Source organism: uncultured Mucilaginibacter sp., assembly GCF_913773635.1.
Classification (GTDB): Bacteria; Bacteroidota; Bacteroidia; order Sphingobacteriales; family Sphingobacteriaceae; genus Mucilaginibacter.
On sequence record NZ_CAJYGQ010000008.1, the window covers coordinates 1 to 26437 of the forward strand.

The window sequence follows — 26437 nt, forward strand, 5'->3', positions numbered from 1 at the left end:
TACCAGGTAGTGGTATCAGCACTAGCCAAAGGCACCACCGGCATGAGCATCAAAGGCCATGCGTACACCGAGGGTGTGATCTTTGCAGGTATGCAACAACAATCAGCTCAAAGCACTCCTGCACAGGTACTGGCCAGCAGAGAATAAGCTGCAAGTAGCAAATAAAATTTGAAACTCTATTATTAACTCAAATAAAGCAAGAGGTCGTGTCAAATTGATACGGCCTCTTTTACATTTATATCATTGGGTTAGCGCTGTAAAGCGTCCATAACTCATCAAGTGATTTTCCGGTCAGTTGCTTCCAGCTATCGGCGTTGTAGGAATGATTCCGCAACTGCTTATCTAATTCTTTTACTACACCTTCTTTTTGCTTTTGCTCAATCCAGTTCAAAAATCTGGCAGTAATCCTGTAACTGTTTGTGTAATGTTGAGTTGATTTGTACTCAGGAAGTTTCCAATTTGCGGCGCTATTATTAACGCCAAACTTGTACCGTACGTAATCGGCAATACCCTCGGTAAGCCAGCCCGGCCCAACACTTTGCTTATAGTCCTGTACTATGTGCATCCCTTCATGCGTTACTACATCAATATCTTCAGGATGTGTTTTAAACCAGCCGGGATTATAAACAATGCGACCATTTGAAGTTGCTGCCACCCCTTTGTAAGCCGTATCAATTACAAAAGTCACTTCTTTAAGCGTTTTATTATTATACTCTTTGGCAATCTTAGGATACACCTCAAAGAACGTTTCGATAAGTTTTTGCTTAACCTTGGGGTTAAAGCTGTTATCATTGCTTGTAAATACTAATGTGTAACCCTTACGTTTAATTGTTTCCTTGTTTTGAGCATAAGTATTGTTAAAGGCAACCAGTGCCGTTAAACCCATGCTTAAATAAAGTGCATGCTTTTTCATATGGCAATTTACGGTCATAAAGCCAAATTGCACAAGCAGTGTTAACATATACTATGTAAAAAATCCTATACATTTGCACCGAATGCGTTAACGCCTTTAAGGCCAAAGCACCTTTATGAATACCATTGAAACCCTATATAGCGAGGCGGTCAACCTGTTGAAAAGCCTGATTTCTACCCAATCATTTAGCAGAGAAGAGGATAAAACTGCTGATATTATTGAAGCTTTTTTTAACCAGCAAAATATCAGCACACAACGCAAGCTTAATAATGTATGGGCGTACAACAAGTATTATGACAAGACAAAGCCAACTATTTTGCTTAATTCTCATCATGATACTGTGAAGCCCAACTCGGGTTATACGCGTAACCCGCTTGAGCCTGCGGTTGAGGACGGAAAACTTTATGGTTTAGGCAGTAATGATGCAGGTGGATGCCTGGTTTCACTTATTGCAGTGTTTATGCATTTTTACGAGCAAACCGATCTAAAATATAATTTCTGCATTGCTACCACCGCCGAGGAAGAGGTATCGGGTACTAACGGGCTTGAATTGGTGATACCTGACTTAGGTGAGCTTGAATTTGCCATTGTGGGCGAACCAACCCTCATGCAATTAGCCATTGCGGAACGTGGCCTGATGGTGCTTGATTGTACAGCACATGGTAAAGCGGGGCACGCTGCCCGCGAGGAGGGCGAAAATGCTATTTATAAAGCGCTGGCAGATATTGAGTGGTTTCGAAACTATCGTTTCACTGAGGAATCGGAGCTATTTGGCCCCATTAAAATGTCGGTTACTATTATAAACGCAGGTTCGCAGCATAATGTGGTTCCTGCTACTTGTACTTTTACGGTAGATGTGCGCGTTACCGATGCTTACCGCAACGAGGAAGTACTGAACATTATTCAACAGCAGGTAAGCTGTGATGTTGTGCCACGGTCTATTAGGCTTAAGCCATCATCTATAGATAAAAACCACCCAATAGTGCAAGCCGGCATAAAGCTTGGCAGAAGCACTTACGGATCGCCAACCACGTCTGACCAGGCATTGCTCGATATTCCGTCTTTAAAAATGGGGCCGGGCGATTCAGCAAGATCACATACCGCCAACGAATTTATTTACCTTAAGGAGATTGAGGAGGGTATAGAGCTTTACATTAAATTACTTAAAGAAATTGTTTAATAGCATATGGAGTTTGGCAAGGTAGCACAGCAACAGCTTAGTTTTATTGATTACACTTTGCCGCCCGATATGCCTGTAACCGCGGCTTCGCTACAGCGTAAAAGCTTCGGGCAACCTGAGGTTTACGTTGGATGTTCGAGCTGGGCACAAAAAGTTTGGAAAGGCAATTTATATCCACCAAAAACGCGGGACGCTGACTTTTTGCAGGAGTATGTTAAGCATTTCAACATGATTGAGCTTAACACTACCCATTACCGTATGTATGATGCAGAAGCCATACGTAAATGGAAAGACAAAGCGGCTGCCAACCCTCACTTTAAGTTTTGCCCAAAGTTTAACCAACTCATAAGCCATATTAAAAGGCTTAAGGGTGCAGACGAAATAACTACCGACTTTTTAACAAGCATGCTGGCCTTTGAAGACAAGCTGGGTCCGCTGTTTTTGCAGCTGAATGACAATTTCACCCCTAAGGACTATCCTGCGTTAAAAGCTTTCCTTGAAAGCCTGCCGCGCGACCTCGAGATATTTTTGGAGTTGCGTCATCGTGATTGGTTTGGTGTACCACAAACCCGCGACGCCGTATTTGAACTAATGCACCGTTTAGGCATTGGCGCAATTGTCACCGATACCGCCGGCCGGCGCGATGTAGTGCATATGGGCTTACCAACGCCTGCTTTATTTCTAAGGTTTGTAGGTAACGCTTTGCACCCTACCGATTACGTTCGGATGGATGAGTGGATTGAGCGTATAAAAGAATGGAGTAAAGTAGGCCTTAAATCGGTTTATTTAGGCATGCACCAGTCTGACGAGGTAGCGGCGCCGGTGCTGTGTGATTATTTTATTGAGCGTATAAACAACGAACTTAATATGAGCATTGCCCGGCCATTCAACAATCCTGAGCCAAATACATTGTTTAATCAGTAATTACTGGTTTTATTTATTTTCAGGAGCCGGGGAAACTTCCTCTTCTTCCAGCAATTGCTTTTCATAAAGGTCAAAGTAAATGCCTTGCCTTTCCATCAGTTCCTGATGGGTGCCTTGTTCAGCAATGTGACCCTCATCCATTACCAGTATTTTATCAGCATTACGAATGGTTGAAATACGGTGAGCAATAATTACGCTGGTTTTGCCTTTCATAACCCGCCCTAGGTTTCCTAAAATTTCCTCTTCGGTACGTGTATCAACAGCCGAAAGGCAATCATCAAAAACAAGAATTTGCGGCTGTTTCATTATAGCACGGGCAATACTAACACGCTGTTTTTGTCCGCCCGAAAGGGTTACACCGCGTTCGCCTATCAACGTTTGAAACTGCTGTTCAAGTTCCATGATATTCTTGTAGACGGCAGCATCTTTAGCAGCCTGCTCTACAGCATTGATGTCAAGCACATCGGCGCTGAATGCTATATTATTAGCAATGGTATCTGAAAACAGGAACACCTCCTGTGGTACAAACCCAACCTGCGAGCGATATCCTTCCAGGTTCAATTGCTTTAAAGGGTAACCATCAATCAAAACTTCGCCATCCGTAACATCATACATTCGCATAAGTAAATTGGCAATGGTTGATTTACCCGAGCCTGTACGGCCTATAATTGCCACCAGTTGCCCCGGTTCAACACTAAAAGATACTGACCGAAGTGCTTTAATGCCCGTATCAGGGTAAACAAAGCTTACGTTATTAAACTCAATTTTACCGGTAACTGGTTTTGGCAATACCGCAGGCGAAAATATTTCGGGCTGCTCAAACAAGAATTCATTAATGCGCTTTTGCGATGCCGCTGCACGCTGTATTAATGATGACACCCAGCCTAATGACATTACAGGAAAGGTAAGCTGCCCTAAGTAAACTATAAACTCAGCTATATTGCCCGATGTTATATTACCTTTCATTACCTCTACTCCACCAATGTAAATAATAAGCACACTGCTAATTCCTACAAGCAATAACATCATTGGAAAAAACAAAGCCTGAACCTTGGTTAATTCCATTGACTGCGTTTTATAGTTTTCACTTTCATGACTAAATTTCTCGTTTACGAAGTCTTCGCGAACGTATGACTTTATTACCCTGATACCCGATAGGTTTTCCTGCACAAAGCTTGAAAGGGCAGACAGACGTTCCTGTATCTTCTCGCTACGGTGCTCAATAATGTTATTAACGTAATATATACTCAGCACCAATAAAGGCATTGGCAATAATGAAAAGAAAGCTAAACGGGCATTTACGCTCATCATGGCGTAAACGGTTAGCACAAACAATACAACCGTGTTAATGGCATACATTATACCCGGACCAAGATACATACGCACCCTGCTAACATCTTCGGTTACACGGTTCATTAAATCGCCGGTATTATGCCTGCGGTAAAACGCCAGCGACAGGCGCTGATAATGCTCATAGATTTCGTTCTTAAGGTCAAACTCAATATGCCTGGACATAAGGATGATGGTTTGACGCATAAAAAACAAAAACAAGCCTCTTAAAAGCGATAATGCCAATACCAATACGCCAAAAAGTAACAAGCTTGCTCCAAATATATCGTAAATAACATCTTGCCGCTCAAAGCCTGCGTACAAGTGGTATATCTGTATATTTTCGGCCACCAGGTTAAAGGATATACGTATAACCTGGGCTGGTAGTACCCCAAAAATATTGGAAATAATTACAAACAGCACACCCGGCACCAGCCTCCAGCGGTACTTGTAAAAAAACTTATTTAAGTAAGCAAGGCTTTTCATAAGCTTGGCAAAGGTAGTAAAAAACACTCAGCACCCTTAAATGTTCGGCACTGTGCAAAACATACGTTAGCCTGGTATGATCATTTCTATTTAACAGAATTCTTACATACAGGCAAGTGCCTATTTAGGCAACGCCGTTTAGGTTTAATCAAAAAAATATCTACTTTTGCACCAGCATTGGTTAACTGGTTTATTAAAGCAATAATAGCAGCAAGCTGGCGTTTATTTTTTTGCAATTACAGCAACAAAACAATTGCTCAACTGCTTAACTTAATTCAACCGTTAACCGAAACATTAATTAGCACCGAAAAAAACCGTTCTTACCCATGTTAAATAGAAGGCACCTTAGGGTTAAAGTATTACAGGCATTATACGCTTATCATCAATCTGAGCCGAAAGATAAAAAACAACACGAAAAGCTTTTGTTGCAAAACATTGATAAGGTTTTCGAAATGTACATCTGGATGCTGTCGTTAATTGATGAAGTAATACAATACGCCGCCAACGATGCCCAGGAACGCGCTAACAAGCACCTTCCTACCGCCGAGGATCTTAATCCTAACCTTAAAATTCTTGAAAACCGCTTCATTGCTTCGCTGCATGTAAACAAAGATTACATTGCTGCTATCAAAAAATACAAAGTATCGTGGGATTTTGAACCCGAGCTTGCAAAATCATTATTCATCACGCTGAAGAACTCTGACGACTACCGCGCGTACCTTCAAAAAACTGATGATACCCTTCAAACCGATAAAGACATCATCAAATTTATCTTTAAAAAGGTAATTCTTAAGTCGCAGTTAGCTGAGCAGGTTTTTGAAGATAAGTTTATTGCCTGGCCGGTTGATAAAGACGTATTACAAGCATTGATAGCTAAAACTTTCAAAAACTTCTCATACGACGATCCGAAGCAGAATAAACTGGCCGATGTTACAGGTAACTGGGCAGAAGACCAGGACTTTATAGTTGACCTGTTTGAGCTGGCCGTGCGTTATGATGCCGACTACCAAGGCATGATTGGCCAGAAAACCCAGAACTGGGAGCCTGAACGTATTGCCATGATGGATACTCTGCTAATGAAAATGGCAATTACTGAGTTTATAAACTTCAACTCGGTACCCGTTAAGGTTACTATAAATGAGTACCTTGAAATAGCCAAAGAATTCAGCACACCAAAAAGCAACTCGTTTATAAATGGTATTTTAGATAAAATTTTATTCGAATTAAAAGAGCAAAACCGTGTTCGTAAAACAGGCCGCGGACTTATTGAATAACAATGATTAAACAAATTACCGCAGGTTTATGCCTGGCAATTGCCCTTAGCGCCTGCAACCAAACCAATAATACACAGCAAACTGCTGATAGTACAGCCGTTGCCGATGGGGCAGTAGCAAAGAGCTTAAATGCAGCCGAGGCTCCTGTTATGAAGTTTGAAACAGAGGCTCATGATTTTGGAAAAATTAAACAGGGCGATAAGGTTACCTATGAGTTTAAATATACCAATACAGGTAAATCGCCTTTAATAATAAAAGATGCCTACGCAACCTGTGGCTGTACGGTACCTGAGTTTGACAAAACACCAATAGCGCCTGGTGCCTCAAGCGTAATAAAGGTTACGTTTGACAGTGCCGGTAAAATTGGTATGCAAGAGAAGATTATTACCGTAGTAGCTAACACTGTACCTGCCGAAAACCGGGTACGCCTCATTGGCGAAGTATTGGCAAAAGATGCGGTAAAAACTAAGTAGTACTTATTTAAGAATATATAGAATGTTAGGAACAATTTTATTAGAAGCTGGCGGCGGTATGGCTACTCAGCAAATAGTGGTAATGGTTTTGATTATTGTGGTGTTTTATTTTTTTATGATACGCCCGCAAATGAAAAAACAAAAAGACCAGAAAAAATATGTTGAGGAACTAAAAAAAGGCGATCGTATAGTTACTACAGCCGGCATACACGGCCGTATTGTTGACCTAAATGAAACCACCTTTTTGGTTGAAGTTGATAACGGCCGAATTCGCTTTGATAAAGCCGCCATTTCACTTGATGCCTCAAAAGCCCTTAATGCACCGGCTAAAGAAAAAGAAGCCAAAGCTTAATAAACAGAATATTGAAAATGCCGTTTCTTTTTTAATAAGAGAAACGGCATTTTAATTTTGCGGTAAACCAAGCTACGCAAAACAGTATAACTAAAAGCAGTATTTGCCTATGCCCATCATAAAACTATCTGTATCTGAAAGAAGGCGTTTGTCGGTATTTATTACCTGCTTCCTTATTGCCACAGTGGCGTGGATTTTAGCCACCTTATCGGGCACTTATAGTTTTACAGTTAAGCAGGCAATAACCTTTAAAAACGCACCACAAAAGCGTGCCTTCAGGGCATTGCAGCCCGATACGGTTGAAGCAATAATGCAGGGCACCGGCTGGCAGGTGTTATTTTCAAAGGTAAGTTCATCTACCGAACCTGTTAAGGTTGATTTGCATACACTTGAGCATAGCAATTACATTGCTTTAAACACTCAAATTGCGCAAATTAACAAAGTGATGGACGCGCGTCACAAAATAATTGCCTTCACACCCGATACGTTGTATTTTGATTTCACAAATCGGGTAGTTAAAAGGGTACCAATTGAACCTGTATTAAATTTAACTTACCAGCAGCAGTACCAGCAGTCAGAAAAAATTCAGCTCAAACCGGCTTACGTTACCTTAAATGGGCCTGGTAATGTAATTGAACATATCACATCATGGAAAACTGATACGCTTAAGCTTGATAACGTTAATCAACCAATTAATACAACGCTTGGCTTGCAACCGGTAAAAGAGGGCAACATTAGCATATATCCTAAAAGCACTCAACTTAAAGTGCCGGTTGAAGAGTTTACTGAGAAGACGCTTAGCATACCTGTTAAGCTTATCAACAACGTGCATTACTATAATGTAAAATTGGTACCGCACAGGGTTAACATTACTTTTACGGTACCATTGAGTAGGTACACAGAGCTTGATGAGGACTTTTTTGAGGCCACTGCCGATTTTGGCTTGTGGGAACAAGGCTACACCGTGTTACCTGTAAACATAACCCGTGTGCCTGCTTACTGCCGCATTGTAAAAACCGTTCCGCGTAACATTAACTTCCTTGTAAAAAAATAAGATGCTTAAAATTGGCATTACCGGCAACATAGGCAGCGGCAAAACAACAATATGCCGTGTTTTTGAGCTTTTAGGCATACCTGTATTCTATTCAGACGATGCTGCCAGGCAAGTGATGACTACTGATAAACAACTTATTGAAGCGTTAAAGCAGCACTTTGGCAACGAGGCATACTTCAACAATGGTGCTTTGAATAAAAAGCTTATCAGTTCAATTGTATTTAACAACGCTGCTGAGCTTAACAAGCTAAACAGCCTTGTACACCCTGCTGTATTCAGGGCATTTGATGCCTGGATAATTAATCATACTGATGCCCCATACGTTTTAAAAGAAGCTGCCATATTGTTTGAAAGCGGCTCATATAAAGATTGCGATCATACTATACTCGTTACAGCTCCTACCCCAACCCGGCTACAGCGCGTAATGGAGCGCGATAATATTACCATTGAACAAGCCGAAGCACGTAATTCGAAGCAAATGCCGCAGGAAGAAAAAGAAAAATTGGCTGATTACATTATTAATAATGATAACTCAGTTCCGGTAATTCCGCAGGTACTTAACCTTCATAAACTATTTACCCGGCAATAACGCCCAACTGTTTATTCATGATTTTAGAAGATTTTATTGCCTTTGATGCTAACGGGCTTTATTGTCGTTATGGTAACTTTTATTTAGATCCGCAGCAACCTGTAGAACATGCAATAATCAGCCATGCACACGGCGACCATGCGGTGCCTGGCAACCGCAACATACACTGCACAGCACCCACACGTGATTTTATGCACTTGCGCTATGGCAAAAATGCCGGCAAAAACTTTGTAGTACATTCATGGCATGAATATTTTGAGGTGGGTGGCGTACGAATCAAATTCATATCGGCCGGACACATGCTTGGCTCGGCTCAAATAGTAATGGAATACAAAGGTGTTACTTACCTGTACACCGGCGACTATAAGTTACAGGCCAACCCTACCTGCCAACCTATTGAATGGGTACATGCCGATGTACTTATCACCGAAAGCACCTTTGCCAATCCTCAAACACTACACCCTGATCCTGTTGCCGAGATAAAGAAACTGGAAAATATTAAAACGAACATTTTGCTGGGTGCTTATGGCTTAGGCAAAGCACAACGGCTAATAAGAATGATAAATGACTTTGTTCCGCAAAAAAAAGTACTTGTACACTTCCGTATTGCGCCCCTAAATGCCATTTATGAAAAACATGACATTCATTTAGGAAATTATGAGCTTTACAGTCGTAAACTGATGAAAGCGCAAAACGAGTATGTTTACATTGTTCCGCCGTTTACATTTGACAGTTACTACAAAGCTACAGGGGTTACAAGACTGTTTGCTTCAGGGTGGAAAAACCTCCAGGTGAATGAAAAAGATTCGCTGTATATATCAGACCATGCCGATTGGGATGATGCTTTACAAACCATTGAACACGTAAAGCCCCAACAAGTATGGACCTTGCATGGTGATGGCTCCCATCTAAAAAATCACTTCGCCGGTAAGTTGATTACTAAATCATTGTCGTAAACATACCTGTAACGCGCCTTTTTATATATAAGTTATCAATTGCGTAACCGCAAATCTTCTCTTACCTTAGCTAAAAAATTAACTAATATTTGAATTTAATAAATTAAACAGCAAATTTACGCCGAAGATTGATAAATGATATCTCGTTTAAATACAAGGTTTTTGATGTATTATAAATCTTCAATACAAAATAATAAGTGGTTTTATAACCCAAAACAAAATTTAAGCAGGTAAATGTTACCCTCTTATTTGTTATAATTGTAATTGAATGAAAATAGAAGACGAAATACAGAGCAGCAAATTTGAAGATAATTACCACAAAGCAGTAATTAATATATCATACACTTCGGGCTGGCTAAGTAATTTGCTACGCTTAAATTTCGAAAAGTATAACCTTACCAGTCAGCAGTTTAACGTGCTGCGTATTTTACGCGGACAAAGGCCCAAACCTGTTACCATCAACATGATTAAGGAACGCATGATAGACAAGATGTCTGACGCATCGCGTATTGTTGATCGTTTGGTTCAAAAGGAGTTGGTATCTCGCTGCACCAATAATATTGACCGGCGTGCGGTTGATATACATATCACCAACAAAGGCCTTGAAATTTTAGATAAGATGGATGTTGAATTTAAAACATCAGATTTGTTCAGGCATAACCTTACTGAAGACGAGGCAGCGCAGCTTAGCGACTTATTAGACAAACTGAGGGGATAGCAACTTGCCTGTTGCGTTTTTCCAAACGGTTTATTAAACAATAAACTTTCAATTTTGGGGTTAATGTAAAAAATGTTAAACAATGCCTTTAAGTTAGGTAGCATGTTTTTAGCATAGTATATTTACCACCATTACACCATTGGAGTTTTCCTGATGATATACCGTTACGCTTTATCTATTCTTATCATATCCCTGTTTGGCTCTCCTGTATTTGCACAAAAGCAGGATAGTGTAAGCCTGAACAGCATTATTGAAAAAACAGGCAAAATGGCCAGCTCACGGCCTATTGAAAAATTGTACCTGCATTTTGATAAACCTTACTATGCTGTTGATGATACCGTTTTTTTTAAAGCATACTTAACAGACAACTATAAGCAACCCTCCCAACTGAGTAAGGTAATATACGTTGAGCTGATGAATAGCCGCGACTCATTGGTGCAAATGCTGAAGCTGCCTGTAAAAGAGGGCGTTGCTTACGGAAGCATACCACTGCCAGAGCTTACTTTCAGACAGGATAACTATCACATACGTGCTTATAGTAAATGGATGGCCAACTTTGATGCCGCGTACTTCTTTACTAAAACGCTGCCTGTTGGCAATGCTATTGACAAGCAAATAAACACTTCCATTACCTCCACAAAAACCGGTTCAGATAAATCTTTACAAATTACATCACGCATAGTATTTAAAGATACCGATGGAAACCCGCAAGCCGGTAAAAAGGTAACCTGGGAGGTTAGCAGCAATGTTGATGATGTAGCCAAAGGCAAAGGCACAACCGATCAGAACGGCGCACTTACCGTAACATTTACCAACAATAAGCAGATTGACTTAACTGGTGCAGCAATCACCGCATTTATTGATTTAGGTAGCGGAAAAAGAGCAGGCCGAAGCTTTCCGCTTAAATCAATATTAGGCAATGCCGATGTGCAGTTCTTTCCTGAAGGAGGCGAATTGCTCATTGGAACACGTACGCGTGTTGCAGTAAAAGCCGTATCATCAAACGGACGCGGAATTAATTTTACAGGTGTTATAACTGATAACAGCGGAGCCACAGTTGCCAATATCAGCTCACAACATGCTGGCATGGGCTCATTCACCATGCTGCCCGAAACCGGCAAACAGTATAAAGCAAACATTACATTTGCCAACGGATTGAAAGCAAGTTATGACCTGCCCAAGGTGCAGGTTTCAGGCATAAATTTGAGCATGACAACAGCTGATGCTCAAAATGTAACGCTTAAAATGCTGGCAAGCCCGGCTTTCTTTGAAGCCAATAAGGGTAAAGTTTTTTATATCATAGCGCAAAGCTCAAACACAGTCTGCTTCGCAGCGCAAACAGCTTTGAAAGAGCAGGTTTTTTCTGCCAATATTCCGTCAAGTAAGTTTCCTACTGGAGTTGTACAATTTACTTTATTTACCAGTACGGGTATACCAGTAAGTGAGCGTTTAATATTCGTTCAGCATAAAGATCAACTTAGCCTCAACGTAACCAGTGATAAGCCCGCGTATGGTGTAAGGCAAAAGGTTAAATTTAATGTAACTGCCAAAAACAAAACGGGACCAGTTGACGGAAACTTCTCTGTATCGGTAATAGATGAAAGCAAGGTGCCTGTTGATGAGGATGGTGAAACAACCATACTAACCAGCTTGCTGTTAACATCTGATTTAAAAGGCTACATTGAGAAACCAAACTATTACTTTAACAAGGCTAATGATCAAACCGTGTCAGACCTTGATGTATTAATGTTAACACAGGGATACCGTCGTTTCTCATATACTGATGTAATAGCAGGCAGGTTACAGCCAATAACGTATTTACCTGAGCAAGGCATTGAAATAGCAGGCACTTTACGTACGCTTAACGGCATGCCTTTTAAAGGTGGGAATGTACGTTTGTACATTCCTGATAAGTATTTTTCAGCCAATGCAGTGAGTGATCCGGAGGGTCGTTTTAAATTTAGCAATTTGTCGTTCCCTGATTCCATGAAGATAATTGCTACTGCTAAAAATAATTATAATGGCAAAAACCTGATGTTGATGCTCGAGCCTATCACCTACCCGGCCATTAACAAAAATCAACTTTACCCTGATGAGGTTGCCAATATTGACAGCACCATGCGCCCTTACCTGCTAAACAGTAAAAAACAGTTTAACAGTATGCACGTGCTTAAAGAAGTAGTTGTACGTGCGCCTAAAACTGCTAAAATTAACCATACGGCTTACCCTGCCCTTTCAGGCTTAAGCAGTATCCCGGACCATTTAGTAACCGGCGACCGCTTTATTTGCCCTATGTTGCTAACCTGCTTACAAGGCACGCTTATGGGTGTAACTTATGATCAAAGCACTAATGCGTTTTACGTAACCCGCGATTACAACCAGGGCCGCAGGGTACCAATGGCTATTTATGTACGCGGTATGCCTGTTGATGTAAATTACCTTGCGAGCATGCAATCAACAGATGTTGAATCGGTTGAAATCTTTTTGCGCGATGATTTAGGCTTGATTAACAATGCCAACCAAACTAACGGCGTATTGGTGTTTAACACTAAAACACCACCAAAAGGCACAAAAATAAGCTTACAAGAGTTACAGGAACTTATTCCACAGCCTAATACTGTTAATATAATGCCTAAGGGTTATAATATTGCACGCGAGTTTTATATGCCTAAGTACGATGTGCCCAAACCTGTAGGTATGGATTTACGCAGTACTATTTACTGGAACCCCCGGGTAGTTACTGATAAGGCTACCGGTGCTACAAGCGTAGAATTTTACAACGCCGATGGCAAAGGAAGCTACCGCGCAGTAATTGAAGGCTTTGATAAAGACGGTAACATAGGCCGGTCGGTTTACCGGTACAAAGTGCAGTAAATGATGACTAACAACTTGCAGCAAACTTTCGGTAACATTGATATCTATCTGTTCGATCAGTTATTGAAGGGCCGTTACGATAATTGCCGGAAGGTGCTGGATGTAGGATGCGGAGGCGGCAGAAACCTGATTTGGTTTCTGCAAAACAATTACGAGGTGCACGGCATCGACCCTAATCGCGAAGCAATTGAAAATGTAAAGCAATTATCTGCTCACCTGGCCACCTCAAACAGTTTGCAAAACTTTGAGACTGGCGTTGCAGAAAACTTACCATTTGCAGATGGAAGCTTTGATTTGCTCATTTGCAGCGCCGTTTTGCATTTTGCCAACAATCATGAGCATTTTGATAACATGCTGCGTTCAATGTGGCGCGTTTTAAAGCATGGCGGCTATTTGTTTGTGCGGCTGGCATCAAACATAGGTATTGAAAACTTAGTGCAGCACACCGGCGGCGGCCGTTATTTGCTGCCCGATGGTTCGGAGCGGTACTTGGTGGATGAAGAAAGATTGCTTAATTACACTACCGAATTAGGCGGCTATTTACATGAGCCCATCAAAACTACAAACGTTCAAAACTTACGATGTATGACCACCTGGTGTTTGCAAAAACTGTAAACACCACAACTATATTAAACTTTTGTCAGTTATCTAAGCCTTTAATTTGCAGTTTGTACTTTGGCGGCAATATGGCTTCTTTAAGCAACCAGTCGAGCTTTAATTGCTTAGCTAACTTGTACAGCCCCAATACCGGCCCGAGCCACTGAAGGCTGTTGAAATTTAAAAGCTTAAAAACCTGGTTGGGTACAAGCAGCATTTGTACCTGCTTCAATAATAGGTAACGCCCGGTGCCCAAATGTTTGCGGTACTGCCTGTACAGGTCAATTGTAAAGGTGCTGCAAACTAAGTTTTCCTTTAAATGATTTTCGCGCATTACAATCCATTCGCTATAGCTTTGGGGTAAGTCTTGTATTTGCATACGCTTACCAAGGCGATAAAAAACATCATAAAGCTCGCGTTTTTCGTTGTCTGTAAGTTTACGTTCAAGCAGTTCAAATGATCGTACCGAGTAATCAATCAAAAGATACAAAACATCGCGGTAAGCCCATTGAGGTATTTCCATACCCCTTGCAGTTTCTACTCCTTTATGTATAGCAGTAATTTTATCTATAGCCCATAATGCATCATCATACTTCGAGAACAATATTTTCTTGGAATATTCAACGGTTGAAAATAAGCGTGCTAACGGATCGGCAGGTAAGTTACCGGTAAAGTAAAGCCAGTCTACCGCCTTATTAAGTGCAAACTCAGCCGCTGCACCGGCAAATATGAAAAGAACGGTATCAGCCTTCCCCCATATACTACGCACTATCGAATCCTCACTCACAAAATATTTCATAGTTAAAAGTACTTTTATATACAAAGTTAATCAATTAAACTAAGTTTTAACTCACTTACATTTCACATTACTTATATAAATATCTAAACAAAACCCCTTAGTAATTACTCATAGTAATTACCAAGTATTAAAACATTATTGAAGTATGAGCACTTATACTTTGCAATAAATTTCAGATGATCATGTCAAGTCTTACAAAGCTAATCCCGGGAATTATATTAATAGCCATTCTTACAATCTTCAGCCATACCGCTGTGGCGCAGTCACAAGCAACTATGACAGCTGATGCCAACAAAAAATATCAGCAAGCTGATAAGGAGCTAAATACCGTATTTGCACAAATTGTTAAAGAGTATTCGAAAAAACCGGTTTTTGTAAGAAAAATGAGAGCAGCGCAGCGCTTGTGGATCAAATTACGGAATGCGGATCTGGCTGCCCGGTTCCCTGATGCCGGCGGAAGTTCGGCAGCAATGTGTAAGGCCTTTTACCTTGAAAATGTAACAAGAGAACGTACCAAATACTTACGCGCCTGGATAACCGGAATACCCGAGGGAGATGTTTGCAGCGGATCGATAAAAATTGGGCAACCGTAAAACTTATAATTACCTGCCGCAGGTAAAGGCAAAGGATTGACTATTTATGACTTCTTCTGCTGCTTGCTTGATGTATGAGTTGCGACGCTGAAGTAATTTTGTAAGATAAGGTTTCAATAGCCACCTGTCAACCATATTCCCCAGATAGCCAAAAGGCGAACGGAAAACAAATTCGTCTTCCATAAGCGTGCCATTACGTTGCGGCCAAAAAGCATGGTAATGCCGCATGTATTTAAACGGACCAATAGTCATTGCGTCAACAAAATATCCCGGTGCATTCATTTCAATAATCTTTACAGTCATTTTAAAAGGGATGCAAAAGTGCCTGGCTTTCCACGTTACGGTATCATTTAAACAAATCAGGCCTTTGGTAATGCCTGTAACTGCCTTTTCGCTGTGGCTATGCATGCTTTTAACGTGTAAATCAATACTGCGCGAAAGGTAAAAGCAATTAACAACCGGTGCTTCAATAAATGTTTGTAGTTTGATTACTGCCATTCAAGTTTTGAGTTTAATAGTCACAGCATAAGCAAATATTGATTAGCAGGTGCCTCATCTCTGTTAAAATCATTTTATTGACTACTTATAATCTTATCTACAGCTTGTGGCGCAGTCACATACTTAAACGTATAGCCAGCATCAAGTAAGCGTTTTGGAGTAACCCAACGGCTTTTAAGTATTAACTCTGTCTCGGTTCCAATAAGCAGCGCACCTATTTCAAGCAACCAGCCTGGCGCAGGTAACCCAATTAATGAACGACAACTCTTGCGTATGCTAAGCATTAAATCTGAGTTTTGTATTGCTTGTGGTGCGGTGCAGTTAATTACTCCATCAAGCTCATTGTGCTCTAGTAAAAATTGTGTTATGCCGGCAACATCACGCTCATGTATCCATGATACATATTGTTTTCCGTTACCTTGCTTGCCACCCAAGCCAAATTTCACCAGGTTGTGCAACCTCGGGAATACGCCGTCACTTGCACCTAATACAATGCCCATTCGCAAGGCAATTTTTCGTGTGGCAGGTGTAACGGTATCGAAAAATGTTTTTTCCCATTGTTTACATACATCTACAGAAAATCCACTACCAATTTGGCCAGTATAATCATCCTGCGCGCAATCTTCAGCGTGGCGATAAATTGTTGCTGATGTTATATTGATCCAAAGTTTTGGCGGGTGGGAAAGCTTGCCTATAACTTTACCTAACAAAGCTGTAGGTACAACTCTTGATGCAATTATTTCCTTTTTATTTTTCTCGGTATACCGGCAGTTTACGTTTTTGCCACAAAGGTTTATTAGCATATCGGCATTATCCAATACTTTGGTCCAGTCGCCTTCATTTTGGCCGTCCCAAAAAACAGTTTTTATGTTTTCGTTGCTCGCAGCCGGCTTGCGGCTTAGTATAATCACTTGGTTAGCCTCGTGTCTATAAAAGTTTGCCAGTACTGTGCCCAGGTAACCGTTACCTCCAGCAAGTACAATTTTATTGTACTTTTTCATTTTAGTTGTTTAAATAAATAAGTGCTAAAACCAATAATCGGTAGGCCATCCAGCTTATGGTAAGCAGCCATCCAAGCTTCAATATCCGTGTGCGGCGTATATGCTCAAGCAACATCAAACCTGCTACGCCCAAAAAGCAAAAAGTATAAACCCAGGCATCCAACGCTATATAAACACCTAGGCTCAAAACCGGCAGTAACAACAATGCACCGCGAAAAGATATAGTCATCATATTGCCCAGGTAGTCCCAGCGCTTAGCAGGCATAAACACTGAGATTACAACGCCCTGAAACAATATCTGACCGCCGCAAATAAAGTATTCCCTTAACATATGCCCTACTGGCACAACGAGTGCCAGATGTACTGCATAGCTGGTTAAAACCAAGGCAACAGCCAACCATGTAAATATCAAATAGGCAACCCTGTAGCCCAACCTAAATGATGGCTGTAACGGATCATCGTCCTTATTAACCGCAGGTATAATTACCCTGCGGTTGTAAGATATAAATGCATAAACTTTACGAAGTAGCCATATGAAAGGGGCAAAACCAAACAGCGGTTTAAAAACAGGCCATGCATTCCCGAATACTTTTAATAAACTTTCGATGCCGTAACTTACCTGGCCTGTTTTGGTATTCACCAAGGCAATTTCATTTACTGCACGGTGCAGATCAACCACAGGGCAAACCTCGGTGGGCATGTTTTGATAGCTTGCCCTGCCATTATTATCAAGCATGCCAGCGTTTACAAACGTTTTAGTATACAGCTTGCACATAGGGCAATTTGCATCGTAAAGTATGATGTGGTTTTCGAGCGTCTTCATGGCTTATTCAATTTGGCTATGAAATGAAATACAAATACTATTGGTTATGAGGCTGGCTACCTGTTTGCTGGGCACGGCTGCGCAGCTTAAAAAATATGGTAAGGTTAAGAAAATGCATGGCGCCTAATATTAAAATGATAGTGCCTATTTTACGGCTCAACACCTCAATGAGTACACGGGCATCGGCAATTACTCCCGTTTCTTTAAGTACCAGTGATATGTAACCAACGTTGATAAGGTAAAAGCCAACCACCAGTAATTTGTTTACAGAATCGGCGAGGAGTGTATTTCCATGGAAAATGTCGACCAAAAATATGCGCCCGTTACTAAATAAAACCCTGGCAACCCAAACAGTTAAAGCAATGCTGATTAACAAATAAACAATGTAGGTTAAAATGAAGTAGTTCATGATGTGATAAATTAAATGTATAATAATTATTGAATTTTCAGTATTTTTTGAAAGATTGATTTAAAAAAATAAGATCTATTTGAAGATCTTAAAAATTGAACCCCAGAACCAGTTCTCTTCGGCTTTCAGCATGGTTTCGAGCGTTTTATTTACGTTTCCTGCAAGTTTATTTATGCTGGTTATAGATGTTTTAAAAGTTTTGTATTCAGGGTCCTTTTCATCGCCTTTAACGGAAGATAGTTCGTTCAATACCTTAAGTATTGGGTCGAGCTCTCTTTTCTTTCTTTCCTGAGCAACCTGCCTTGCAATGGTCCAGGTATCTTTTTCAGCAAAAAAATACTCTTTACGCTCGCCCGCTTTGTGCTGCTTTTCTATCAGCCCCCATCCTATCAGGTCGCGCAAGGTCATGTTCGCGTTTCCGCGTGATATGCTCAGCGCCTCCATAATTTCTTCGGTGGTCATGGCAACCGGTGATGTCAGCAGCAGCGCGTGCACCTGAGCCATGGTTCTGTTTATTCCCCACTCCGATCCCAGCTTACCCCACGCTTCAATAAACTTACTTTTGGCTTCCGCTAATTCCATGGTCAAATGTATCAATACTTATTAAACTTTCAAAACTTATTGAAAGTTTTTTTTAGTTATTCACTTTTTGATTTACTCAACTTTTCGAAAGGCACAACTCCAATACGGTTTGACCAATTATTGTATAATTGCTCAAGCTTTTTTACTTTCTCGGGGTACTTTACTGATAAATCATTTTGCTCAGAGCGATCTTCAGCTATATTATATAAATGCCATTTATTAGCAGGATAATCAGATACAAGTTTCCAACTGCCCTGCCTAACCGCCCTATTGCCTTCATGCTCCCAAAAAAGAGCATCATGACCTTTCCAAGGCTTACCTTTTATTACAGGCAACAGGCTTATACCTTCGGTTGGCTTAATTGAATTGCCTTTGTAAGTTGACGGATATTTAGCGCCGGATAAATCAACACAGGTAGCCATTAAATCAACAAGGTGACCCGGCTGCTTACTTTCTATATGCTTTTTAATTACTGCCGGATAACTTACTATAAAAGGCGTTGCTGTACCACCCTCGTAAACCCAGTGTTTAAAAAGCGTTAATGGTGTGTTACTCACGTTGGCTCCCTCAAAACCGTAAGCGGTAAAAGATGATGGGTCGCTTGACAATTTTTGGTTGGCAGCAAGCATTTCAGGAGTGAAGCCCGGCCCTTTAATGCTTTCACTGCTTGCGCCGTTGTCTGACAGGAACATAATTACGGTATTGTTTTCCTCACCGCTTTCGCGTAACGCCTGTTTAATGCGGCCAATATTCTGGTCCATGCGGTCAATCATGGCTGCGTACACCGCCATTTTATCATCCCAAACCATTTTTTCGGCATCTGTAAGTGAGTTCCAATCAGGTATTTTGCTGTCACGGGGAGACAGTGCGGTTGTACTATTAATAATGCCCAACTGCTTCATCCGATTAAAGCGTTGCAGGCGAAGCTTATCCCAGCCGGCCTTATACTTACCTTTATACTTTGCAACATCGGCAGGCAGTGCGTGTAATGGCCAGTGCGGGGTAGTAAACGCCATGTACAAAAAGAAAGGCTTCCCACTTTGCTTGTTGTCTTTAATATACTTTACCGCATAATCGGCATATGCATCTGTTGCATAAAATCCTTTTTGTGGCACGTACGACTGATCATCTAAAGCAATAGTTAATTTTTGATTCGGCCGGTACGGATTTGTTGGATCAAAATAGCTGCCCGCACCATCAATTAAACCAAAATGATGATCGAAGCCCCTGTTAACCGGCCACCTGCTAGGTGCTGTGCCCACATGCCACTTACCTGCCATATAAGTATTGTAACCAGCCCCTTTGAGTACTTCGGCAATGGTTACACAATTATTGTTGAGCCACCCTTGATACGCAGGCTCAACCCGGTGGTTAACCATATCACCTACTCCTGCCTGATGCTGGTATAGCCCTGTTAACAACGATGCTCTTGAAGGGCAACATCTTGATGCGTTATAAAACTGCGTCATTACCAAACCTGTTTTAGCCATACGGTCAAGGTTGGGCGTTTGCGTTTCTGAGCCAAAACAACCAATGTCTGAGTAGCCCATATCGTCGGCCAGTATAATTATGATATTAGGCCTTTTTGCAACCACATGCTTTCTTTGCGCATGTGCGTGATAAAAACCAAGTACTAATGCAGGAAAAATTAAAGTAGCTTTAATAAAGTTCATATAAAGGTTGAGTTGAAAATTGGCTTAGTGTAAATATAGCCAATTGAATAATCTTTTAAATTAAAGCAGTTAAGAGCAGGATGGCATCAGGGTAGCGTATTGTGGCAGCTCACACTCTTATACAATACCGGCGCATATTTAATTGCTTATCTTTGCATTTGTGAATCAAAATTTGCTTAAATACAGTCAATTAATTAAGGATGAGGCAAAACGCCTTGGCTTTATGTTTTGCGGTATTGCCAAAGCAGATTTTTTAGAAGAAGAGGCACCCCGACTAGAAAACTGGCTTAAACAGGGCAGGCATGGCGAGATGCAATACATGGAGAACTACTTTGATAAACGTCTTGATCCGCGTTTACTGGTAGATGGTGCCCGTTCAGTAATATCGCTTGCCCTAAATTATTATACCGATAAGCAGCAGACCGATCTGCTGGCGCCCAAAATTTCCAAGTATGCTTACGGAATGGATTACCATGACGTAATTAAAGATAAACTGAAGGAGCTACTATACTTCATTCAGGAAAATATTGGTGATGTTGGCGGAAGGGCTTTTGTTGATTCGGCCCCGGTGCTTGACAAGGCTTGGGCGCAACGTGCGGGCCTTGGCTGGGTGGGTAAAAACGCCAACCTTATCAACAAAAAAAATGGCTCGTTCTTTTTTTTGGCCGAACTAATTGTAGATGCGGAACTGGCTTATGACGTTGCCCCTACTACCGACCATTGCGGCACCTGCACCCGTTGCATAGATGCCTGCCCTACTGATGCAATTGTAGCTCCTTACGTGGTTGATGGCAGCCGGTGTATATCATACCTTACTATTGAGCTAAAAAATAACATTCCTGAAGAATTTAAAGGAAAAACCGACGATTGGATGTTTGGCTGTGATGTATGCCAAAACGTTTGCCCCTGGAACCGTTTTTCGCTACCCCATAACGAACCGGCCTTTACGCCACACCCCGATCTTTTGGAGATGAGCCGCCGCGACTGGCAGGAAATTACCCAGGAGACATTTCAGGCGGTTTTTAAAAAATCAGCGGTAAAACGTACCAAATACTCGGGACTTAAAAGAAATATTGAGTTTTTGGGATAATTAAATTAGTATGATGATAAGATGCTTTTACAGAATTATCATCATACTAAATATTTGTTTTTTTAACTCTTTTTAAACTTATTTGCCAATGCCTGCAACATATCCCCGTCTACAGGTTTGGCTGGTTCATCCTTTTTAAAAGGACGCTGCTGTTGCTGTTGTGGGCGGTTATTGTTAAATGGTTGCTTATTAAACGGCTTTTGCTGAAAAGGCTTTTTATCTACATTACCTGAACCAGCCGGCTGTTGTTGAGATTGCGTTGATTTAGGCTGCTGCGGGCGGGTGGCTTTAGTGGCCGTCCAGCGCTCATATATTTCCTTAAGCTTTTGCTTGGTGTACAAAGGAAAGTCACCGTTCATCATCCATGCGTAGTAGCTCGGTTCCACGTCAAATACGTCTTCAACACGTTTACCTTTATGCTTACCAAAGTTAAACAACTCTTCGCCTGCTTCATTGTAAACCATACGGCCAACAAAGTCTACAGCGCGCTGCAAGTTTGTAAACTCATGTAACGCAGCTACTTCATTTTGTACGGGTATAGTTTTATTACCTTTTTTATCAATAAACTCGGTATCCTTATAACGGTCAACCTGTGCAAGTAATACTTCCATAGTGGCACGTGTATCGGCCTCGGCCGAGTGCGCATTTTGTATTTCTTTATTGCAATAAAACTGGTAAGCAGCTTTCAAGGTGCGTTGCTCCATTTGATGAAAAATGTTTTGCACATCAACAAAGTGCCTGCCTTTTAAATCAAATGCTACCCCGGCGCGTAAAAACTCTTCAACCAGCATAGGTATATCAAACTTGTTTGAATTATAACCAGCCAAATCACAGTCATCAAGAAATTCAGCTACTTCGGCAGCCACACTTTTAAATACCGGCTTGCCTTTTACGTCATCATCATAAAAGCCATGAATTAATGACACCTCAAGCGGTATAGCCATCTCCGGATTTAAAACCCATACCTTGCTTTCTTCAGTTCCATCTGGCAATAATTTTATAACTGCCATTTCAATTATACGGTCAACACCTAAGTTGGTACCGGTGGCTTCAATATCAAAAAAGGCAAGCGGGCGTTTTAAATTCAGCTTCATTATATAAAATGCTTTGTGGCAAAGGTCGGGAAAAGCTTTAAAGTTTCGACATTAAGTTTTTATATTTATGGCAACTTATTTACAATAATAATTGACCTGATCTTTTCACAATGAAAAAACTCCTGCTCTTGGCATTGGGTGTTGTATTAATGCATACGCCCGTTTTAGCCAGTGATTTTCCTTTTGGCAACTTTACCGTTGAGGAAATGAGCCTTAAAGCTTACGAAAAAGACAAAACAGCCAACGCCGTTGTACTCAATGAATTTGGAAAAAGCTGGATAAGCAGCGGCGACGGAATACCGCTGATTCACGAATACCATATTAAAATCAAAATCTTCAACAGCAAAGCCTTTGACAAAGGAAACATCGAAATACCACTGTATAAAAGTGATAACAACAGCTTTGAGCGCGTACGTGACATTGAAGCGGTAACCTTTTATACTGATGATAACGGTGGTGTACAACGCCTGGCATTTAACGCCTCAAACATCATCAGGGAAAATAAAAACAAGTATTGGGATGTAGTAAAGTTTGCTATGCCCGGTCTGCGCGATGGTTGTATAATTGAGTATAAATATACTATTGAATCGCCGTACACGCTTAACATGAAAGACTGGACCTTTCAAACGGATATACCTAAAATAAATTCGGAGTATGAAGTACACATACCCGGATTCTTCAATTTCAAAGCTACTTTGGTCGGCCCTTTAAAGCTCACAAAAAATACCGGCGATTTAGAGCGTGAATGTTTCCAGGTGAGAGGCAGCAAGTCCGATTGCTCAAAACTGGTATTTGGGATGGCCGATGTTCCGGCATTTATTGAGGAAGATCATATGACGTCGCCTAAAAACTTCATTGCCGCAATTGATTTTGAGCTTAACGATTACGTTGACCCTTATGACGGCACTAAACACGTTAAAACCCAAACATGGACCGATATTGATAAGAGTTTGAAGCAAAGCGACAGCTTTGGTAGTCAGCTTAAAAAATCGGGTGTTTTTAAAGATAAGCTTCCGTTGATACTAACCGGCGCTACTGACAGCCTTTCAAAAGCCAGGGCTATATACGCCTACTTTCAAAAAAACGTAAAGTGTAATAACATTTATGGCATATGGTCAGACAATGGCGTAAGAAAAGCACTTGACACCCACTCAGGAAGCGTTGCTGATATAAACTTAGGTTTGGTTACAGCACTTAATGCTGCCGGCTTAAACACAGAAGCTGTTATACTTGCCACGCGCGATCATGGCTTTATTAATAAACTTTACCCCGTAGTGGGCGGCTTTAACTATGTAGTGGCCAAAGTTAACGTTAACAACAAAACTTACCTGCTTGATGCCACAGAACCTTATTTGCCGTTTGGCATGCTGCCCGAACGCTGCCTTAATGACCAGGGAAGGGTAATGAGCCTAAATAAGCCATCGTATTGGATTGACATGAAGGCTTCGCAGAAATGGGCACGCACTTATGCTATGGATCTTACCCTGCAGCCAAACGGAAAGCTGACAGGCGTAATCAAAAACTTTTCGATGGGTTATGAAGCGCTTAGCAAACGTAAGGCCATCAAGAAATTCAACAGCATTGACGAGTATGTGGAAAATCTGGATGAAAAAAACACCAAGCTCAAAATTTTAAAAGCAGAGGTTTTAAATGTTGACAGTTTAGATTTGCCACTAAGCGAGGTTTATGAAGTGGAGATAAATTTATTTGACAACATGAACAACAATCGCATGGCGTTCAATCCTTTCTTTTTAAACCAAATTTCAGAAAACCCTTTCAAACTTGCCGAACGTACTTACCCGGTTGACTGGGGTGCACAATCAGATACAAAGGTTATCCTAACCATGCATTTGCCTGAAGGGTACGAAATTGAAAACCCACCTAAGGGCGTATCGTTAGGGCTACCTAACAGCGGAGGACGCTTTTTAACAGCTTTTGATTCACAGTCCACTACATTTACGTTCTCGCATGTTATACAGCTTAATAACGCCATCTACTCTTCTGATGAGTATCCTTATTTAAAAGAATTATTCAACAAAATAATACAAGAGCAAAAATCAGATATCATTTTCAGAAAAAAATCATGATTAAGTATATACTGATTACCGGTATTTTATTGACCGGATTTGCAGGTGCTGCCCAAAACAAGTACGAAGCTTCAACCATACCCAAAGAACTTTTGCCTTATGCAAGCGCTGTAATACGCAATATGGAAATAACCTCTGAGGTGAAAGATTTAAACACCTCTATTTACAAGCATCACGAGGTAGTTACGGTGCTGAACAAAAACGGTGATACTAACGCGGGTATTGAAATATGGTACGACAAAAATCGCCGTATAAAAAATATAAAAGGCACCGTATATGATGAATTTGGAAAGGCGGTAAGTCAATTCAGTGAACGTAACTTTAATGATTACAGCTCATACGATGGTTTTTCAATGTTTACTGACAACCGAATTAAGTACTATAAGCCGGCAGTTGTAAACTACCCTTACACTATAGACTATGAGTTTGAAATATCTTCAAAGCAATCATTAAATGTTGGCGACTGGAAACCAATTACAGAGGTTGGTACAGCTATTGAAAAAAGTACTTATACTTTTATATGTAAGCCCGATTTTATTATTCGGTACAAGCAATTAAACTACGCCGGAGCACCTAAAGAAAGCATTACCGAAAAGGGGCTTAAAACTTACACATGGGAGGTAGCTAACGTAAAAGCTATACGTAGCGAGCCCTTTGGGCCTCACCCCGAGATGTACCAGCCTATAGTAAAGGTAGTGCCTCAAAAATTCAATTATTTAGGGTACGAGGGGTCATTTACAAATTGGAATGAACTTGGCAAATGGGTTTATGACAAACTACTGGCCGGGAGAGCCACATTACCACCTGCAACAGTACAAAACATTAAAAGCCTTACCGATACTATAAAAGATCAGAAGTTGAAAGCAAAGGCCATTTATGAATACATGCAACGTAAAAGCCGGTATGTAAGCATACAGGTTGGGATTGGCGGATTGCAGCCATTTACCGCCGCAGATGTAGATGCTTTAAGTTATGGCGATTGTAAAGGCCTGGTAAATTACACTCAGGCTTTACTGGCGGCGGCTGATATACCATCATACTATTGCATAGTTGAGGCAGGCGACCTAAAGCGAGACCTGATGCCCGACTTTGCAAGCGTTGCACAAGGCAACCATATTATACTGTGCCTGCCATTTAAAAATGATACCACCTGGCTGGAATGTACCAGGCAGGATAGTCCGTTTGGCTATTTGGGTGATTTTACTGATGACCGTAGAGTTTTAGCGTGCACTGCCGAGGGTGGAAAGCTGATGCGTACACCCAAGTATAGTGCCCAGGAAAGTACCCAGATCAGGAAGGCTGTACTTGAGCTTAAACCTGATGGCGAATTGGCGGGCAGTATGACCACCATATTTGATGGATGGAAGTTTGATAACCGCCCTGTAAACCCGGGAGATATAAACGAGGAGATAAAAAACACGAAGAAAAATTACGGCATAAATAATCTGGAGATTGAAAATCTTCAACTAAAAGCGGTTAAAAACTTAAAGCCCGTAAATAACGAAACCATAAAGTTTAGTGCAAGAGACTATGCCTCGCAGGCAGGCAACACATATTACTTCATGGCCAACCTGGCCAACAGGCGCACCAATGTTCCACGTGAGGTTAAAAACCGAACAACTAACGTATACATAAACCGCGGGTATACTGATATTGACGAGATTACTTATAACGTACCTGAAGGCTTTAAACTTGATAGTAAACCACTATTAGTTAACTTGAAGAAACCATTCGGAACTTTTACGGCAACAGCCGTTAAAGTTGGTAACCAGGTTGTTTATAAGCGTAAACTTGAGGTGCTGGACGGTGTGTACCCTAAAGAACAATACCAGGAGTTAGTTGACTTCTTTCAGGCAATTGCCGATGCTGACAATTATAAAGTTGCGCTGGTAAAGAATTAACTGAATATAATTATGCCCAAGATGGTTCCCACAACCATAATTACGTAAAGCATAATTTCATTACCTGCAAACTGCTTGTACTTAGTCCAAAAAGTATAATCTTGTTTTTGCTTTTGCATGAGCACGCAAATATACAGAAAAGCCCCGCTTTACAGGCGGGGCTTTTTC

Annotated in this window: 26 protein-coding genes; 15 read left to right on the forward strand and 11 right to left on the reverse strand. The window is 41.0% G+C overall.

Annotated features, from left to right (window positions below):
- Positions 1 to 235: 235 nt before the first annotated feature.
- Positions 236 to 913 carry a basic secretory protein-like protein gene (locus tag QZ407_RS09540; protein ID WP_295770213.1) on the reverse strand — a complete coding sequence of 226 codons (678 nt, stop codon included), beginning with the start codon at positions 911 to 913 and terminating at the stop codon, positions 236 to 238.
- A gap of 115 nt (positions 914 to 1028) precedes the next feature.
- Between QZ407_RS09540 and QZ407_RS09545 the strand changes: the two genes are divergently transcribed.
- Together QZ407_RS09545 and QZ407_RS09550 are read left to right on the forward strand one after the other, a co-directional pair.
- Positions 1029 to 2093 (forward strand): M20 family metallo-hydrolase, encoded by a 1065-nt coding sequence (locus QZ407_RS09545; RefSeq protein WP_295770215.1) that lies wholly within the window; start codon positions 1029 to 1031, stop codon positions 2091 to 2093.
- Positions 2094 to 2099: 6 nt separating this feature from the next.
- On the forward strand, positions 2100 to 3017 hold the full coding sequence (locus tag QZ407_RS09550) for a DUF72 domain-containing protein (protein ID WP_295770217.1): 918 nt from the start codon (positions 2100 to 2102) through the stop codon (positions 3015 to 3017).
- Positions 3018 to 3026: 9 nt separating this feature from the next.
- Here the strand turns inward: QZ407_RS09550 and QZ407_RS09555 are convergent, their stop codons facing one another.
- Entirely contained in the window at positions 3027 to 4832 is a 1806-nt protein-coding gene (locus QZ407_RS09555) for an ABC transporter ATP-binding protein (RefSeq protein ID WP_295770219.1), read from the reverse strand.
- Between the two features lie 326 nt (positions 4833 to 5158).
- On the opposite strand from QZ407_RS09555, the gene nusB reads away from it, so the two are divergent.
- The 9 genes from nusB (at position 5159) to QZ407_RS09600 (ending at position 13737) form a co-directional block, all read left to right on the forward strand.
- Entirely contained in the window at positions 5159 to 6106 is a 948-nt protein-coding gene (gene nusB / locus QZ407_RS09560) for a transcription antitermination factor NusB (RefSeq protein ID WP_157542641.1), read from the forward strand.
- A gap of 2 nt (positions 6107 to 6108) precedes the next feature.
- Positions 6109 to 6579, forward strand: a complete 471-nt coding sequence (locus QZ407_RS09565; protein WP_295770221.1) for a DUF1573 domain-containing protein — start codon at positions 6109 to 6111, stop codon at positions 6577 to 6579.
- Between the two features lie 22 nt (positions 6580 to 6601).
- Entirely contained in the window at positions 6602 to 6931 is a 330-nt protein-coding gene (gene yajC / locus QZ407_RS09570) for a preprotein translocase subunit YajC (RefSeq protein ID WP_295770224.1), read from the forward strand.
- 109 nt (positions 6932 to 7040) lie between these two features.
- Positions 7041 to 7985, forward strand: coding sequence for a YbbR-like domain-containing protein (locus tag QZ407_RS09575; protein ID WP_295770228.1), 945 nt, complete (start codon positions 7041 to 7043; stop codon positions 7983 to 7985).
- 1 nt (position 7986) lies between these two features.
- On the forward strand, positions 7987 to 8574 hold the full coding sequence (coaE, locus tag QZ407_RS09580; RefSeq protein WP_295770230.1) for a dephospho-CoA kinase: 588 nt from the start codon (positions 7987 to 7989) through the stop codon (positions 8572 to 8574).
- 17 nt (positions 8575 to 8591) lie between these two features.
- Positions 8592 to 9530: an MBL fold metallo-hydrolase gene (locus QZ407_RS09585; protein ID WP_295770232.1), complete on the forward strand. Its 939-nt coding sequence runs from the start codon at positions 8592 to 8594 to the stop codon at positions 9528 to 9530.
- A 268-nt stretch (positions 9531 to 9798) separates the two neighbouring features.
- Positions 9799 to 10248, forward strand: coding sequence for a MarR family transcriptional regulator (locus QZ407_RS09590; protein WP_295770234.1), 450 nt, complete (start codon positions 9799 to 9801; stop codon positions 10246 to 10248).
- A gap of 153 nt (positions 10249 to 10401) precedes the next feature.
- Positions 10402 to 13122 carry an Ig-like domain-containing protein gene (locus tag QZ407_RS09595; RefSeq protein WP_295770236.1) on the forward strand — a complete coding sequence of 907 codons (2721 nt, stop codon included), beginning with the start codon at positions 10402 to 10404 and terminating at the stop codon, positions 13120 to 13122.
- The gene (locus QZ407_RS09600) at positions 13123 to 13737 is read left to right on the forward strand and encodes a class I SAM-dependent methyltransferase (RefSeq protein WP_295770240.1); all 615 of its coding nucleotides are present in this window, start codon (positions 13123 to 13125) and stop codon (positions 13735 to 13737) included.
- A 25-nt stretch (positions 13738 to 13762) separates the two neighbouring features.
- On the opposite strand, the gene QZ407_RS09605 is transcribed toward QZ407_RS09600, so the two are convergent.
- Positions 13763 to 14518, reverse strand: a complete 756-nt coding sequence (locus QZ407_RS09605) for an oxygenase MpaB family protein (RefSeq protein WP_295770242.1) — start codon at positions 14516 to 14518, stop codon at positions 13763 to 13765.
- Positions 14519 to 14700: 182 nt separating this feature from the next.
- Between QZ407_RS09605 and QZ407_RS09610 the strand changes: the two genes are divergently transcribed.
- Positions 14701 to 15111: a lysozyme inhibitor LprI family protein gene (locus tag QZ407_RS09610; RefSeq protein WP_295770244.1), complete on the forward strand. Its 411-nt coding sequence runs from the start codon at positions 14701 to 14703 to the stop codon at positions 15109 to 15111.
- A 9-nt stretch (positions 15112 to 15120) separates the two neighbouring features.
- On the opposite strand, the gene QZ407_RS09615 is transcribed toward QZ407_RS09610, so the two are convergent.
- The 6 genes from QZ407_RS09615 to QZ407_RS09640 all read right to left on the reverse strand — a co-directional run bounded on the left by QZ407_RS09615 (position 15121) and on the right by QZ407_RS09640 (position 20097).
- Positions 15121 to 15609: an SRPBCC family protein gene (locus QZ407_RS09615; RefSeq protein ID WP_295770246.1), complete on the reverse strand. Its 489-nt coding sequence runs from the start codon at positions 15607 to 15609 to the stop codon at positions 15121 to 15123.
- Positions 15610 to 15683: 74 nt separating this feature from the next.
- Positions 15684 to 16610 carry a TIGR01777 family oxidoreductase gene (locus QZ407_RS09620; protein ID WP_295770248.1) on the reverse strand — a complete coding sequence of 309 codons (927 nt, stop codon included), beginning with the start codon at positions 16608 to 16610 and terminating at the stop codon, positions 15684 to 15686.
- A 1-nt stretch (position 16611) separates the two neighbouring features.
- Positions 16612 to 17433: a DUF393 domain-containing protein gene (locus tag QZ407_RS09625; RefSeq protein ID WP_295770251.1), complete on the reverse strand. Its 822-nt coding sequence runs from the start codon at positions 17431 to 17433 to the stop codon at positions 16612 to 16614.
- 37 nt (positions 17434 to 17470) lie between these two features.
- Positions 17471 to 17842: a hypothetical protein gene (locus tag QZ407_RS09630; RefSeq protein WP_295770254.1), complete on the reverse strand. Its 372-nt coding sequence runs from the start codon at positions 17840 to 17842 to the stop codon at positions 17471 to 17473.
- A gap of 75 nt (positions 17843 to 17917) precedes the next feature.
- Entirely contained in the window at positions 17918 to 18424 is a 507-nt protein-coding gene (locus tag QZ407_RS09635; protein WP_295770256.1) for a helix-turn-helix domain-containing protein, read from the reverse strand.
- A 56-nt stretch (positions 18425 to 18480) separates the two neighbouring features.
- Positions 18481 to 20097, reverse strand: coding sequence for an arylsulfatase (locus tag QZ407_RS09640; protein WP_295770259.1), 1617 nt, complete (start codon positions 20095 to 20097; stop codon positions 18481 to 18483).
- Positions 20098 to 20257: 160 nt separating this feature from the next.
- Here QZ407_RS09640 and queG point away from each other — a divergent pair, with 160 nt between their 5' ends.
- Positions 20258 to 21187 carry a tRNA epoxyqueuosine(34) reductase QueG gene (gene queG / locus QZ407_RS09645; protein ID WP_295770261.1) on the forward strand — a complete coding sequence of 310 codons (930 nt, stop codon included), beginning with the start codon at positions 20258 to 20260 and terminating at the stop codon, positions 21185 to 21187.
- 62 nt (positions 21188 to 21249) lie between these two features.
- On the opposite strand, the gene QZ407_RS09650 is transcribed toward queG, so the two are convergent.
- The gene (locus QZ407_RS09650; protein WP_295770263.1) at positions 21250 to 22281 is read right to left on the reverse strand and encodes a 3'-5' exonuclease; all 1032 of its coding nucleotides are present in this window, start codon (positions 22279 to 22281) and stop codon (positions 21250 to 21252) included.
- Between the two features lie 110 nt (positions 22282 to 22391).
- On the opposite strand from QZ407_RS09650, the gene QZ407_RS09655 reads away from it, so the two are divergent.
- Both QZ407_RS09655 and QZ407_RS09660 read left to right on the forward strand, forming a co-directional pair.
- Complete coding sequence (locus QZ407_RS09655) at positions 22392 to 24368, forward strand: DUF3857 and transglutaminase domain-containing protein (RefSeq protein WP_295770266.1); 1977 nt, start codon at positions 22392 to 22394, stop codon at positions 24366 to 24368.
- A complete protein-coding gene (locus QZ407_RS09660; RefSeq protein WP_295770269.1) occupies positions 24365 to 26269 on the forward strand; it encodes a DUF3857 domain-containing protein in 1905 nt (634 codons plus the stop codon). The genes QZ407_RS09655 and QZ407_RS09660 overlap by 4 nt, the downstream gene beginning before the upstream one ends.
- Here QZ407_RS09660 and QZ407_RS09665 read toward each other — a convergent pair.
- Positions 26266 to 26388 carry a hypothetical protein gene (locus QZ407_RS09665; protein WP_262884876.1) on the reverse strand — a complete coding sequence of 41 codons (123 nt, stop codon included), beginning with the start codon at positions 26386 to 26388 and terminating at the stop codon, positions 26266 to 26268. The genes QZ407_RS09660 and QZ407_RS09665 overlap by 4 nt on opposite strands.
- Positions 26389 to 26437: the final 49 nt, after the last annotated feature.